The sequence below is a fragment of the Microcoleus sp. N3A4 genome, assembly GCF_036701805.1.
Taxonomy (GTDB): Bacteria; Cyanobacteriota; Cyanobacteriia; order Cyanobacteriales; family Microcoleaceae; genus Microcoleus.
In genome coordinates this window covers 1-13,266 of the sequence record NZ_JAUBRJ010000038.1, presented here as the reverse complement: position 1 = coordinate 13,266, position 13,266 = coordinate 1, and the positions used below count along the sequence as shown (strand labels likewise).

General features: G+C 45.4%; 15 protein-coding genes and 1 pseudogene. 9 read left to right on the top strand and 7 right to left on the bottom strand.

Annotated features, from left to right (window positions below):
• From QUA56_RS21190 to QUA56_RS21165, 6 genes are all read right to left on the bottom strand, one after another.
• On the bottom strand, positions 1–437 hold a 437-nt coding region (locus QUA56_RS21190), incomplete at its 3' end, for a ribbon-helix-helix protein, CopG family (RefSeq protein ID WP_333361176.1).
• Positions 438–491: 54 nt separating this feature from the next.
• On the bottom strand, positions 492–1,250 hold the full coding sequence (locus tag QUA56_RS21185; protein WP_333361174.1) for a phycoerythrobilin:ferredoxin oxidoreductase: 759 nt from the start codon (positions 1,248–1,250) through the stop codon (positions 492–494).
• A gap of 210 nt (positions 1,251–1,460) precedes the next feature.
• Entirely contained in the window at positions 1,461–2,195 is a 735-nt protein-coding gene (locus tag QUA56_RS21180; protein WP_333361172.1) for a 15,16-dihydrobiliverdin:ferredoxin oxidoreductase, read from the bottom strand.
• A 175-nt stretch (positions 2,196–2,370) separates the two neighbouring features.
• On the bottom strand, positions 2,371–3,249 hold the full coding sequence (locus QUA56_RS21175; RefSeq protein WP_333361170.1) for a hypothetical protein: 879 nt from the start codon (positions 3,247–3,249) through the stop codon (positions 2,371–2,373).
• A gap of 3 nt (positions 3,250–3,252) precedes the next feature.
• A complete protein-coding gene (locus tag QUA56_RS21170) occupies positions 3,253–4,566 on the bottom strand; it encodes a DNA methyltransferase (RefSeq protein ID WP_333361168.1) in 1,314 nt (437 codons plus the stop codon).
• 48 nt (positions 4,567–4,614) lie between these two features.
• On the bottom strand, positions 4,615–5,265 hold the full coding sequence (locus tag QUA56_RS21165; protein WP_333361166.1) for a HEAT repeat domain-containing protein: 651 nt from the start codon (positions 5,263–5,265) through the stop codon (positions 4,615–4,617).
• A gap of 95 nt (positions 5,266–5,360) precedes the next feature.
• Here QUA56_RS21165 and QUA56_RS21160 point away from each other — a divergent pair, with 95 nt between their 5' ends.
• Positions 5,361–5,582 (top strand): acetyltransferase, encoded by a 222-nt coding sequence (locus tag QUA56_RS21160; protein WP_333361164.1) that lies wholly within the window; start codon positions 5,361–5,363, stop codon positions 5,580–5,582.
• A gap of 516 nt (positions 5,583–6,098) precedes the next feature.
• Positions 6,099–6,668 (top strand): phycobilisome protein, encoded by a 570-nt coding sequence (locus QUA56_RS21155; RefSeq protein ID WP_333361161.1) that lies wholly within the window; start codon positions 6,099–6,101, stop codon positions 6,666–6,668.
• 298 nt (positions 6,669–6,966) lie between these two features.
• Here the strand turns inward: QUA56_RS21155 and QUA56_RS21150 are convergent, their stop codons facing one another.
• Positions 6,967–7,875 carry a phosphodiester glycosidase family protein gene (locus QUA56_RS21150; protein WP_333361159.1) on the bottom strand — a complete coding sequence of 303 codons (909 nt, stop codon included), beginning with the start codon at positions 7,873–7,875 and terminating at the stop codon, positions 6,967–6,969.
• A 101-nt stretch (positions 7,876–7,976) separates the two neighbouring features.
• Between QUA56_RS21150 and QUA56_RS21145 the strand changes: the two genes are divergently transcribed.
• The 7 genes and pseudogenes from QUA56_RS21145 to QUA56_RS21115 form a co-directional block, all read left to right on the top strand.
• Complete coding sequence (locus QUA56_RS21145) at positions 7,977–8,786, top strand: pentapeptide repeat-containing protein (RefSeq protein WP_333361156.1); 810 nt, start codon at positions 7,977–7,979, stop codon at positions 8,784–8,786.
• A 13-nt stretch (positions 8,787–8,799) separates the two neighbouring features.
• On the top strand, positions 8,800–9,708 hold the full coding sequence (locus tag QUA56_RS21140) for a HEAT repeat domain-containing protein (RefSeq protein WP_333361154.1): 909 nt from the start codon (positions 8,800–8,802) through the stop codon (positions 9,706–9,708).
• A 459-nt stretch (positions 9,709–10,167) separates the two neighbouring features.
• Positions 10,168–10,479, top strand: coding sequence for a type II toxin-antitoxin system HigB family toxin (locus QUA56_RS21135; protein ID WP_333361152.1), 312 nt, complete (start codon positions 10,168–10,170; stop codon positions 10,477–10,479).
• A gap of 244 nt (positions 10,480–10,723) precedes the next feature.
• Positions 10,724–11,302 carry an HAD family hydrolase gene (locus tag QUA56_RS21130; RefSeq protein WP_333361150.1) on the top strand — a complete coding sequence of 193 codons (579 nt, stop codon included), beginning with the start codon at positions 10,724–10,726 and terminating at the stop codon, positions 11,300–11,302.
• Between the two features lie 141 nt (positions 11,303–11,443).
• On the top strand, positions 11,444–11,710 hold the full coding sequence (locus QUA56_RS21125) for a hypothetical protein (protein ID WP_333361148.1): 267 nt from the start codon (positions 11,444–11,446) through the stop codon (positions 11,708–11,710).
• 256 nt (positions 11,711–11,966) lie between these two features.
• Entirely contained in the window at positions 11,967–12,641 is a 675-nt protein-coding gene (locus QUA56_RS21120; RefSeq protein ID WP_333361146.1) for a HEAT repeat domain-containing protein, read from the top strand.
• Positions 12,642–12,920: 279 nt separating this feature from the next.
• Positions 12,921–13,266: pseudogene (locus QUA56_RS21115) on the top strand (bleomycin hydrolase); the annotation flags it as partial.

Sequence of the window (13,266 nt, the reverse complement as noted above, 5' to 3'; positions counted from 1 at the left end):
CTTTCTAAATTTTGCTTTTCGGTAGCTAATTGCTGCTGCAAAGAAGCGATCGAACTTTCGCGTTCGCTCAACTGCTGCTGTAAAGCTTCGTAACTTGCTTGCAGCGGATTTGGCTTTACACTCACCGAGTCCGATAGAGTTTCTGCCGTTACAGCGTCATTAATTTCGCTTTCTTCGGCTGTTTCCCCTTGCAAGTGGGCGGTTTCGACCTCCGTTGCTTCACCTTTTTTCCAAGTGACAGTAACTTCCGTCTTGTCCTTAGAAATATCCAGAGCGCCTTGTGCCAAGCGTTCTAGGAGTTCAGACCTTGATATTCCGAGCTTGCGAGCGATCGTGTTCAATCGATCGGCACTAGAAGGAGTCAGCGAAAGTCCGACTTTGACTTTGCTTTCTGAATTGGAACTAACTACATTGCGATTTTTTTTGACCATTGGCATTTTCCTCATGCCAACCTACACTTATTAGTATAGTGGCTGAAGCTTCTATTAAAATTAATTATTGTTACTTACCAATTGTGGCAGCTTCCGTTCCAAATCGAACAAAAAGCCGTGAATGTATTCTTCCGTCCATTCCTCGCCGTAGAACCGCTTAAACATTCCCCGGGCCGGGTCTTTTTCGGCACGATACCGCAGATAGCGCAGTTGAGCTTGTAATATATTATCTAACTTTGCGGTATCTGTCACTGGTTCGGCGCGATCGACCAAATCCAAATAAGCGGCTAGATAGTCTTTGAACGCTGCAAAAACGCGAGTTTCCACAACTTCCGTTTCCTTCGGGCGAGTCCACAGAAACGCCGGCGAGAAAAACTGCTTCGCTTCCTCTGGAAAGTCGCCACCCCAGGGAAGGTGCTGTTGGTGATCTTGAAAAATTTGTTCGAGCGGCGCAGTATACTTAGCCTGGTAGTCAGCGTCGCCGCCAAACAGAGGCTGCATATCCAGAGCAATTAAATGGCCACCCGGCAGCGTTACCAAATCCGCGCCAAAAAACGGCAAATCAAAGTTAAGATGCGGGAAAATCACAAAATTGAGCACTTGCAAGCTGCTGCCACCTTGAACGTGAGCCGCGCGAATTTGTCGCAGTTTCGGCGATGAAAAAGCGTAACTTGTCGTTACGATCTCATCTTGTTTTTTCCCTTTGCCAACTGTAGCTTCCTTGAGTTCAAACCCTTCTGGAATCGGGTAAGACTGTAAGTCTAACCGATTTTTCATCAGAGCGATCGCTTCATCTAAAAAAGGCTGATAAAGAGTCATGTCGATTTTATATTTTATATTTTAGATTTGACTTTTACCATTCATAAGTTTGTAGTAAGGACTTTTGTTTTTCCGAGGTTCGCAGCAATGACTTTAGTCCTTTCTTCCTAGGTTTGCAGTCAGGACTTCAGTCATTGCTCACCTTAACTTTAATGACTGAAGTCCTTACTGCGAACTTGCTTTTTTGAAAAATCCATGTAAATTTAGCATTCATCGCGTGTTCGCGCTAACAGCTAAAGGTACAGCATCTTCAAACAAAAATTCGTAAAGAAATTTTTCAGCCCATTCATGACCGAAATAACTGCTAAACAAGCCAGAAGCCGGGTCTCTATCTGCACTGTACTGGTCGTAATCTTTTTGAGCTTTTACGATGCGCTGGATATCTTCTGGGTCTGTCAGCGGTTGTGCTGACGACAGCATTGTCCAGTACAAATCCAAATAGTCTTTAAAAGCTGGATATACCCGATTTTCTACAGTTTCCGCATCAGTTTTGGCGAACAGCAAGTATTTAGAAAAATACTGATTGGCGTCATAAAATTTCATTTCTAAATTTTGGGCCAAATCGTCGTACTTGTCGCGGAGCGATTGTAGAGGTTGAACGTATTTTTCTATATAAGCCTCATCTCTAAATAGTGGCTGAAAGTCGAGAACTACCAAAATTTTCTTCTTGCCGAAAGACAAGAGGTCAATTCCCAACAGCGGCAAATCGTAATTGTGACTCGGATAAACCACGCAATTAAAAACTTGAGCAGATTCACCGGCATCGATGTAAGTGTAGCGGATTTTTCGCAATTGCGGGCATTCGTAACACCAACTGCGGATAGTAGCTGGGGTTTTGCCGCGCTCGCTGACATTGACTTCCAACCCGGAGGGAATCGGGCGACTTTGCAAATCAAACCTTTGAAACAGCTCTTGCTCTAGGTATTCCCGAAAAGGCTGGTACATGGCGAATTAACTCAGATGGCAAAACTCTTGAGATCGTAAAGGATGCCGATCGCCCTCGTCTCGTTTATTAGAAACAAAGTAACAATCCGTAACATTATGAGGGAGATCGGGCTGGGGCGCTCCGTGCAGGCTGGGGTACGTTCCCTCCGCTCCAGGGCCCGTCAGGAAACAGAGTTCAACTTTTCAGCTTTCTCAAGAAGTCGGCCAGCAAAATCTTGTTCTGAAAAGTTGCTCGAATTGTGTCGCTGTTGCTGTAATCAATAATAACTTCAAACCTCTCAAACTGACCGATTGGGCGATCGATATCAACTGTGTTTAGCTCTGTTAGTGCATCATCAATATTCTCAAACTCATATCTTGTACCGAAAAGTGGCATGATAATTATTTGGGAAATGAAACGATTGAGGCAGTTTCTGAGCGTATCCATAAACCTATCGACTTCTTGTTTTGAAACACGCATCAAAGCCAGCCGCAGCTTATTTTTTTCCGAACTATTGAGACTGGCCAACCTCTTGGAAGCAGCGGTATAGCTTTCGTCCGCAGTTTTTTCGTCAAATGCAACATCAAAATCAATTTCCTTAAATGCTGCTACCACATCTCTATAAGGAATATAGATAATTGCAAATCCATTATTTCTCAGTTGATCTAAAGCTGGTTTCGTGAAATCTCCAACTAACACCGCACCATAAAATGGCGCTGACAAATGATGAAGCTCAATGATAGGTAATATAGCGCCTTGGATTTCTTGAGCTTTGTTTTTTGAGTGTTTCGTATATCTACGCCATGCAGACTCGATAAATGCAACAGGTCTACCGAGCTGGTCGTCTGTACCGTCGATCTCAATTACAAAATCTAGATCGTGTTTGTTCCCGTATTTGTCTTCCCAAGTAACTTTTTTACCGCTTCTAGCTGGACGAGAATGCTGCCAATCGAGGTAGTAGTTTTTGGTTTGTGCAAACTGTTGTAGCCGAGGTTTGAGAATATCATCGAGTACAATATCTTCAAAAAGTTTGCCGAGAGCCTGCCCAAACTTATGGGATGCAGATTGCGCCATAAATTAACTATTTATCCAAAGTCGTCCTTCATGCAGCGGAATATTGTGTTTTCGGTTTTTCCACTTGACATTACGCTCCCTAATCTGCTCAAAATACCAGGAATCAAACCCTGCCGCAACAGCCAGTTTGCCGAGCCACTGCTCGACCGGAACATACACTCCGTAGGGAGCAGAATCTCCGATTACAAAGCAAATTTTGCAATTAGATGCTGCAACTCGACGCAGGGCATGAAATACAAATCCCATATCGATAAAATAAGCAGCAATCATTGTGTGATATGCCTTATTTCCGCTCTTAGTTACTCGAATCTTGTTGAGTTCTTGACAAACCGGTATCAGTTCGTCTAGAATCGGCTCGATCGTCGATTCAGCTATTAAAGTATCTAAGCAAAGCCGCTCCTTTGAAACGTGCTGTGAACTTGAACGAATGAGATATTTGCGAACAGTCTCATGTAAATCTCCCCAAGAATTCACCTCGCCCCAGAAGGTCATTTCAAGACGTGTAGAATCCGCATAATCGTAGTTATTTGCGTAGGGGGGAGAAGTTATGATTAAATCTATAGATCGATCGGGAATACTTTTTAAGTTTCTCGCATCTTCTTGAATAAAAGTGGCTCGACTTTCTCTAGAAATAAATTGCATTTGATACATATCTTCTTGCATCATAGCAACCTGCTTTTCTAGGGCATCGAATGGTTCACAAGTCTTAGCTTTGCGTTTGTTAGGGAGAATATATTGCCACTGTGCAGTACCTACATGACTTGATGGTCGTAGAATGGCACAAATGGCTAGAAAAATCAGAGACTGTAATTCTTCAGATAGAGATGGGGCTATTTCAATATAAGCTTGTCTAATTTTGAAGAGGTCTATTAACCTCTCATCTGTGTAGCATTTGCTTAGTAATACTGGAATTTTTTCTGGAAGCTTTGGCGGTAGACTTGCAGCAAAACGCTTAATTTCGGTAACTGCTGCCAAAAATTCAGGAATGTGTACTATCCAGGCAAGTTTACCTTTTGCAAGCTTACAAACAAAAGGATGCGCTTCGATACCGCAAGAATTTATACCAAGCTTATCGGCGGTGACGCAAACAGTACCAGATCCTGCAAATGGATCGAGGATCGTTTGAGGTTCCAACTCTGTTATGACTTGTTCCACCCAAGCTGCTGAGAATCCCGCCGAATAGCGAAACCACCTATGGATAGGCAATTTCATGTTGTCTGCGAACGTACCTGTCCTTTCCTTGATGGCTCTGGATTGAGGATTTTCGTACAATTCAGGGATGGAATTAAAAAGCTGAAGCCGATCGGGCTTATTCATTAAGCTTCATGAGTTCAATACTCTGATAGAGAACTACAGTATCTTACTCTAAAGGTTTAAAGTCGCACCTGCAACTCGACGATCTCGATCTTTTGCCAAATAGCTCACAGCAGCGCGAGCTTGAGGATTGTCAAATTTTCTGAGAGCGCGCGCAACTCGCAGCCGAATTTCCCAGTAATCCGCGCTCACTAGAGGTAACAATTGCTGCAATGCCTCTTCTTGCTTCTCCGTATTTGCCAGCAGGCCCAATCCGTCAATTGCCACTTCCTGAACTGGTAAATCTTCGCCGACTAGACCGATCGCACAAATTTCAAATACTGCATCAGGACACTGCATTTCGTACAGCGGAGCCATAATGCTGCGGCGGACGAGCCAATTGTCATCGCGGCGAAAGGCTTCCACTAAATGAGCAATCGCCTCGGTTCCGAACATTGACAGAGAGTTAGCGGCTTCGGATCGCACGTTCGGATCGCGATCGAACTGCATCATTTTTAACAGCGCCTCAAAAGATTCCGCAGTTTGACTCTGCCGCAATCCCATCGCCACGAACGATCGCACCATAAACTCCGGATCGTCCACTTTACTCAGCAACATCGGTAGCGCCACCGCAGAATCGCACTTTCTCAAAGCCGTTACCCCCCGCAGCCTGTCTTGAGAATCCGAACTTTGCAGCGCTATTTGGATTTCGCTAATTTCCATAAGCTAATTAAAATATATTTTTGTTACTTTTCTTTACAAGTTTAGCAAAAATTGCGGGATTTTGGGAAAATTAAAAAAAATTCAGTTATTAGATTATGTCTGCAAATTTAGAGGCTCAAACTTCAACACCAGAGGAAGTTCTGGAAGTAATTGCTGAGTTGGAGCAATATCGGCAACGGCTGATCGACGATACCGTGGAAATGGCTAAAAAGGTAAAAATGCCCAAGCAAGCAGTGATGAAGCAGTTGGAAAATCATCCAGAGATAGTTTATATCGACGAGACGCTCGCGAATTTGCGATCGCAGCAAAATTCCTGAAAACTGCATGAATTCCGCTGCTGTAAGGGCGGGTTCACGCCGTGTCTGCATGCACATCCAGAATAATTCTAAACCCGCCCTCCCCACGCGATCGTAGACTTGATATTAAACATTCTGTCAGGTCAATCAATCGCCCCGATCGCTGACGCACTCGCGACCGAAGAAACCGGGTTTTTCAACCCCAGTCGATCGCCCTCCACGAGATATTTTCGTCCATCAAATCAGGTTTCTGTTTAAGTCCTCGCCCTCATCGAAAGGATTGGGCAAACACATCAGCGAATCTGAAGAATTATTAATGATGCTATCAGTATCTTTCGCTCCGGGAAAAATAGAAACTTCCTCTTTGCTGTCTTTTTTTGTTCTAGCTGTCCTAGTAATTTTTGCATAAAACTCAAAATTTAAACAATATTAAATTAGGCTACTCCAGATTTAGGTTAGTTTGGGGTGATGCCGATCGCAATTGCGGTAAACTTCTAATATGCCATCTGCTAGTAATTACCGATCGATCTTTTGTCTATGACACTCCAATTAAGCGAAAAAGCCAAAGAATTAATCCCGAAAGCCCGAATTGTCAGCTTTCGCGCCTGGGAAAGTTCGCACTCTCCTGCTGAAATCCAACTCTTTCAGGCTGCTGACGACGCAGGTCGCTATCTCACCGATGAAGATTTACAACAACTTCACTCATCCGAACCAAAATCGGTTAGTAATGCCAAGTTCCTGCGCGACAGTGCGGCGGATATCGTATCCGAAGCCAGGGAACAAGTTTTAGCGGAATATCCCAATATTTCTCAGCCGGGAGGCGACCTTTATCCCCCAGCCAGGGCGGAAGCTTGTTGGCGAGATTTCTGGCATTTTCTCCGCTGCATTACCTATGGAATTGCGGGAAATACCGCCGAATTTACCAGCGATGAAGGACTGCATTACATGAATTTGCTTTATCAAGAATTGGGCGTTCCTTTGCCTGCAATGGTGCTGGGTTTGGAAGGTATCAAAGCGGCTAGTTTGAAGCGGTGCGATTCGGGCGATCGAGCAAAATTAGCTCCTTATTTCGATCGTTTAATTGAGAAGTTGAGCCAGTTTAGTTGATATTACAGTCGAGGGTTAATTAACGCAGGCTTTAATATCAAAATCGGCGATTTAATGGCTGCTAGACAAACCCAGTCCCAGCCAGGAGATCGCGACTAAGAAATAAAGCGGGTATTTAAGCCGAATTTGGCATTAAGAATGTAGGCGCACCCTCTTGATTGGAGTCTGCACAGGCAAACTTTGTTTGTTTGGAAGTGATTTAAACCGCCGATTATTTACAACCAGTGGCTGGGGCGCAGCGCACAATACAATCGGTTTTAACCCGCGATAATCGGAGATAAAAGCGCAATTTGCCACCTTAATTCTCCCGCGCGTAAAACCCTAAATGATTGGAAATAGGACGTTCCTGCATGGGGATTTTATTCTGAATCGGAGCATTCAACAGTTTCGCTCCTGACGGCGATGCTACTGCAAAAGTTACCGATCCGCCACCATCTAAATTTAGCACTGTCTCGGCTCCCAACTGCATCGAAATGTCAGTGATTTCGCTCACTTTCAGACCTTCACTGTAAAGCCTCTGCTTGCCGTCTGCCAGAATCAACCACAACTTGTCGCCTGTTTTGTCGATCGCCGCGACTGCACGGGGATAGGGTCGATCCTGTTTGCGTTCTTCCTGACTTTGTGTTACGGGTTTGCCCTTTTTCACCAGCAAAGTATCTCCGGCAACTGCATGGGCTGTTCCCGAAGGACAAGTGCCGTTTTCGATTATTTGAGCGCGGTTTGTGGCATCAAAACAAAGGGCGGGAAAGTTTGAGTGCGGTTGAGAATAAGCTTGGCTTTTGGCAATGGCGTGTCCGACATTATTGACTCGATCGCCGCTGCGGGGATAGTAATCCCAAGGTGTTTCCTCGATGCAGGGATAAAAAAAATTGGCGTTGACTGCTAATTGCAATTTAAATTCTTTCAGGAATTCAGTAGCGGTGCGGGCATTGGTTTCTGTTAAATCGGCTGTTGGGTTTCCGGGAGTGACAAAAATTCCTATTCCCGGCGCTTTTAGGTCGATGCTAACAATGTGAATTAGGGTGGGACGCGGATTAGGTCGAAATTCCCTGCGGTAGGCTATTCCTTGAAAGAGCGATCGAGCTTCGTTTGTTTGTTTGGGACGCAAAAAGTAGGGAATGTTGTAGAGTAGTATTGGTGCGAGCAATATTCCGAGACCGATGATAGGCGCAATTTGTTTGATATTGGGCACAGCAGTTAGTTTCATTTGGTGAAGCAGATTTTTTTTAAACGAACCGCGAAGAACGGAAGGACGCCAAGGAAGATAAGAGAGAAAAGAGAAGAGGGTATATTCACATTTTTTGAAATATGAATTATTCTGATTCCAATAATTTTAGCAATCAAATTGTACGAAATCGATCGTTTCGAGGACAAGTTCTTAACGGTGCTGATTTCAGCGGTGCGGATGTTCGAGGCTGCAATTTTAGAAACGCTCAGTTAGCGGGTGCGAATTTTATCGGTGCGAAAATCGGGCTTTCTCAGCGACAGATTGCTGTTTTGAGTGCTGGGGCGATCGCGATTTGTTTGGTGGTGGGCGATGTTCTGACTCGACTGATTTTGGGAACCCAAGGAGAAGTACCGGAGTCTCGCAGTTGGCCTTTTGTTCTGTTGCTGTACGGGGTTTTGAGCGCTGCTGGCTTCGCTTCGGCGATCGCCAGCAAACAGCCAGAAACCTCAAAAGCGGGTAGATTTGCACGAACAATTTCTGCTATTCTATCAGGAGCTTTGTTGGGATTTTTCTATGCTGGCACTGCAACTAATAATAATTCCCAGGCTGCTGTTGCTGGAATGGCGATCGGCGGGGTGTTAATGTTTTTTGTGAGTTCCCGGATTCGCAGCCAATTGGCAAAGGTGGCGATCGCATCGGCTGGAAGCGTGGCGGCTTACGCAGCGGCTTTTTTGTTCAGTGCAACGGCTAGCGCTTTTGTCAGCACTCACAAACTGTTTTGGGGTATGTGTTTTGGTTTGCTGTCGCTGCTTTATCTTTGGTTTGCGTTTGTGTCTTTCTCTGCTATTGTTCGAGAAATTGGAAATGCTGAGGGTACTTCCTTCACAGGGGCAAATCTCACTGATGCTAAGTTCGATATGAATTGCATCAATCTAAAATCTAAAATTTAAAATCTCAAATCCCATGACTGACTTTCAAACAGCAATCGATCCAGCAGAAAGCGACGCTTTGCTGCAAACGGTGAGGGAGCAAATGGCCCTCGAAACTTTCAATCCCAACGACAGCGAACTTCTCAAAAAGATGGTCGAATGTATGGGAGATTCGCGGGGAATGATGAGGCTGAGTTTTGCCGAAACCCTCGGCTCAATTGGCAAACCTGCAACTCCTTCTTTGCTGGAAGCTCTAGCACATCACCCCAACCCAGTCGTGCGTAGAGCCTCTGCTAAAACGCTGACTCTGATTTGCGATCCCGTCGCCCTTCCCAGCCTGCTAGAAGCTTTTTTACACGATGAGGATACCGTTGTCAAAGGTTCTTCTGCTGCTGCTCTCGCCCAGTTGGGCGAACCGTCAGTACCGCATCTGCTGGAAGTCTTAGCCTCGCCCAAATATTCAGAAAATACCAAAGGACACGCGGCTTGGGCTTTGGCATTTATTGGATCGAAGGCAAAAGAGTCTTTGTATCGAGAAATCACCTCCGATTCGGTTGAGGTGCGGGCTGCTGTTGTGGGGGCGATCGCCAAAATTGCTCGAGAAGAACCCGAAGAAGCTGCATTCAACCTGTTAGTTAACGCTCTCACAGATGCTGCTGAAACCGTGCGAATCGAAGCAGCATCAGCTTTAGCAAATGCTGCTTACAAACCCGCCATTCCCAACCTCGTCGAGTTGCTGCACCATGCGAGTTGGGAAAGCCGAAAAGCGGCGGCTCTGGCATTGATGAAAATTGGTGTTAGCGAATATCCGCCGGAGTTTTCTGTTGTTTTGGAACCGCTGGCATCTGCTTTGAATCAGGAGTCGGAAGCGCAAGTGCGGCAGGTGCTGCAACTGGCAATTTCGCAGATTGAAAAAAAGTCGGGGGAGGAAGAGTGGGATTAAAGACAAAGCCTGCGGTTTCTAACCGCGCCTGCACAAACAAAACCCACTCCAAGTGGGTTACAAGAATCTTTACTCGATCGGCTCTTGACATTGGGAGCATCCCATTTTTGCTTTCAGATCGTGGACGGTTGCATCAGAATAATATATTTGGATGATATAGAGTGCGAGCGTCCATAGCGAACGACCTATGCCGCGAGCGAGACGCTCGCACTCCTAAAAAACGCTTTTTACCAAATTGGGATGCTCCCCTTGACATTTCCCTCTCCAAATGAAAGCACAAGCATAGTAGCCAATCAAAGCACAACCACAAGCAGAGGCAACCTATCTGTCACAAAAAAACGAAAAAAAATACAGGTAATCTCGATTCGCAGCCTCGGTAATGATGCTGCTCATTATCCAGATGTCCCAAATCTAATTGATAGCTTAAACCCAACTTTCAAGAAAGCAGAATGACAGAATTTGAATGATGTCCGCCAAATTTCCCGGGATGCCGAAGCAGTAGGAAACTTCACTGTCTTTAATATCAAAGGCAACGAATATCGTCTAATTGTCGGCATTAACTATGAGGAACCCCAATTATTTTTTACCAATATTTCCTCGCCCGCGCTGAATACGAGAAAGACAAATGGAAAAATGATGATTACTGTTGATGGAGCCATTTATAGCAACTTGCTGGCAGAAATCGCTCCAAGGGCGATCGAAACTCAATCCGCGATCGAAGACCTGCGAGTTTTCACTCTTATACAGTTTGTCATTAATTTGGTAGCCTGAAAAATTGAGCCTCCTGAAGTTCAAGGGGTGATATCAAATCTGGTTAAACGATCGTAAAACCTGTAAGGATGGGTCTTGATGTCAAGTTTTCGGTATCGATCGGGTATTGTAAGAGCGATAATCACACGCTCGCATTAGAAGTCTAAAAGATTGGGTAGCCAGTGCTCGTATGCCTTCCACCTGGATTAACTTGGAGGCTCTCTAGAAGGCTGCCCAGGAACTACTCACTCGACTTGGCAACATCATGGCATTAAAAAAAGCAGTCTTTTTAGACAAAGACGGAACCTTAGTGGTCGATGTCCCCTGCAACGTTGACCCGAAGAAAATTGTCCCAGTCAGTAATGCAGTTGCGGCATTACGACTATTGTCGGAACTTGGCTACAAGTTGTTGGTTATCACCAATCAATCGGGTATAGCGCGAGGTTATTTCTCTGAACAAGAGCTAATTTTGTACTTACACGAACTTGATACCCTCTTTAGGGAGAGTAACATTATTTTAGATGGGTTTTACTACTGCCCTCATGATAAATCAGCAGATTGTGATTGCCGCAAGCCGAAGCCAGGAATGATTCAGAAAGCAGCTCACGAGCATGGTATTGATTTAGCCGCATCTTGGTTCATTGGCAACACCTTGAACGATGCTGAAGCGGGTTATCGGGCAGGATGTCGAACAATTTTGATTGACGACGGCAATGAAACATTAGAGGAGTTTAATCGCGATAGCTCTTCGCTGCTGCAAAGCGGAGATCGCATCCCTCACTACATTGTTCCCGACCTCTACAGCGCCTCACACATTATCAATAGTAAAAGTAATTCATTGTGACTCGGGGTACGAGCGGGTTAGTAGCACTGCTGTACCTAGTAGCGGCAGGAAAGCGGAAGAAGCCTCTCGGGGGCAAGAGTATTGCTGGATAAGGGCTACAAGCGACTAGGCAGCATCTCGTGCCTTAATGGTAGGCATGGCATGGTACAACAAACAAAATGCTCAAAATCATTACTAAACAATGATTTTGAGCATCGGATGAAGCAATGCGAGCATACTAGGTACGGTAAACCCGAGATTTTGCAACACATCATGCAATCCAGCGGCACCCGTCAAGCGGACTTGGTAGGTATCATCGGATCGAGCGCTGTGGTGTCTGAGGTTGTGAATGGGAAAAGAGCGATTAGCAAGGCACAAGCTAAGGCTCTAGGTGATTATTTTAAAATCTCACCGAGCTTGTTCATTTAATTGAAATGTGTGCAGTGCACACCCTACTTTTGAATAGTAATACCAACTCCGGTAGCATCGGAATGATACCGGAGTTGGTATAAGCTGTGCATTTCGCACCATCCATTTATATATAGCCTTTCTCAAAAAGATGAGGTATGGCTGACAGCTTACATAACCACCCAGACGCTTGAGGGCCCAAGCCCAACAACGTACCTCATCTTTCGCTCGAACCGCTATATTATACTGTTACCAATTACTAATTGTCTATTACAAAATGAACAGCGATCGCCTGAGTGAAATTGAAATTAATTTGCGCGCGCCAGCACTGAATGTGCGAAAAAACGCCTTAGACGAACTTGCAGAAATCCCCGCCGATATCGCCGTCCCAATTCTACAAAAACTAGCCAGAGAAGAAAATTTTGCCCTGCGCCGCCTGGCCGTCATGGGCTTGGGAAATCACCGCAGCGAAGCATCTTTTCAAGCTTTGCAACAGACGATCGCAGAAGAGGAAGACGGTAATGTAATCGCTGAGGCAGCTAATTCTATTTTTGACTTTGGCGAGCCAGCAATTCCTATACTTCAACAGCTATTCGAGATTTCCGATAACTGGTTGGTCCGTCAAACTGTAATCTCTTTGTTAGTGGAAACAGATCGCTTTGATGTATTGTTAGCCCTAGCAATAGCAGCTCTCAAAGATGAAACGCAAACCGTTCGAGAATCTGGTATTCTTGCTCTCAAAAAAGTTTTAAGCTCGCCTTTGAAGGATGAAGCTGTAAGTTGGTTAACAGTTATGGCGCAAGATTCATATTGGCGGAATCGGTGGCGATCGGCGATCGCCCTCCACGGTACTCAAGACTCCCAAGCTAAGCAGTTGCTCTCCCAACTCCAGCGGGACGAGAATTGGAGGGTAGTCGCAGCAGCTTTAGAAGGCACCTTGGCAGAAAACTGAGGAAAACCCAGCAGCGATCGCGATCTGTCCCATCGAGCGAGCAGATCCATCAACGGGACATTATTGTTTCTAAATCGCCGAGGAATTAAGCAAAAGCCTCGCAGCAGCCCGAAATCCTCCCAATACCGGATGCCCCAGGCCCCACGCTCCCGAGAGGAGAATGTTACAGATTATTACTTTGTTTCTAATAAATGAGACTGGAAGGCCCTTTGTCTTTTATGTTCAAAATCGACTTGTTAAACAACAAGATTTCTACCTTTTATTCACAAGGAGAACTCAATGCTAGACGCATTTTCCAGAGCCGTACTCACGGCAGATGCCAAGACCGGTACTATTGGTGGCGCTGAACTCGCTGCACTGAGAAGTTTTATTGCTGACGGCAACAAGCGCTTGGATGCAGTAAACGCGATCGCCAGCAACGCTAGCTGCATAGTTTCTGATGCCGTCGCCGGCATAGTCTGCGAAAACCAAGGCTTGATTCAAGCCGGTGGCAATTGCTACCCCAACCGTCGCATGGCTGCTTGCTTGCGCGACGGCGAAATCATCCTGCGCTACGTTAGCTACGCTCTGCTGGCTGGCGATGCTTCCGTTTTGGACGATCGTTGCTTGAATGGCTTGAAAGAAA

Bases quoted from the DNA above. Each gene is read 5' to 3' on its own strand.
- QUA56_RS21185 (WP_333361174.1), bottom strand. From the start codon at position 1,250: ATGACTCTTTATCAGCCTTTTTTAGATGAAGCGATCGCTCTGATGAAA.
- QUA56_RS21180 (WP_333361172.1), bottom strand. From the start codon at position 2,195: ATGTACCAGCCTTTTCGGGAATACCTAGAGCAAGAGCTGTTTCAAAGG.
- QUA56_RS21175 (WP_333361170.1), bottom strand. From the start codon at position 3,249: ATGGCGCAATCTGCATCCCATAAGTTTGGGCAGGCTCTCGGCAAACTT.
- QUA56_RS21170 (WP_333361168.1), bottom strand. From the start codon at position 4,566: ATGAATAAGCCCGATCGGCTTCAGCTTTTTAATTCCATCCCTGAATTG.
- QUA56_RS21165 (WP_333361166.1), bottom strand. From the start codon at position 5,265: ATGGAAATTAGCGAAATCCAAATAGCGCTGCAAAGTTCGGATTCTCAA.
- QUA56_RS21160 (WP_333361164.1), top strand. From the start codon at position 5,361: ATGTCTGCAAATTTAGAGGCTCAAACTTCAACACCAGAGGAAGTTCTG.
- QUA56_RS21155 (WP_333361161.1), top strand. From the start codon at position 6,099: ATGACACTCCAATTAAGCGAAAAAGCCAAAGAATTAATCCCGAAAGCC.
- QUA56_RS21150 (WP_333361159.1), bottom strand. From the start codon at position 7,875: ATGAAACTAACTGCTGTGCCCAATATCAAACAAATTGCGCCTATCATC.
- QUA56_RS21145 (WP_333361156.1), top strand. From the start codon at position 7,977: ATGAATTATTCTGATTCCAATAATTTTAGCAATCAAATTGTACGAAAT.
- QUA56_RS21140 (WP_333361154.1), top strand. From the start codon at position 8,800: ATGACTGACTTTCAAACAGCAATCGATCCAGCAGAAAGCGACGCTTTG.
- QUA56_RS21130 (WP_333361150.1), top strand. From the start codon at position 10,724: ATGGCATTAAAAAAAGCAGTCTTTTTAGACAAAGACGGAACCTTAGTG.
- QUA56_RS21125 (WP_333361148.1), top strand. From the start codon at position 11,444: ATGGTACAACAAACAAAATGCTCAAAATCATTACTAAACAATGATTTT.
- QUA56_RS21120 (WP_333361146.1), top strand. From the start codon at position 11,967: ATGAACAGCGATCGCCTGAGTGAAATTGAAATTAATTTGCGCGCGCCA.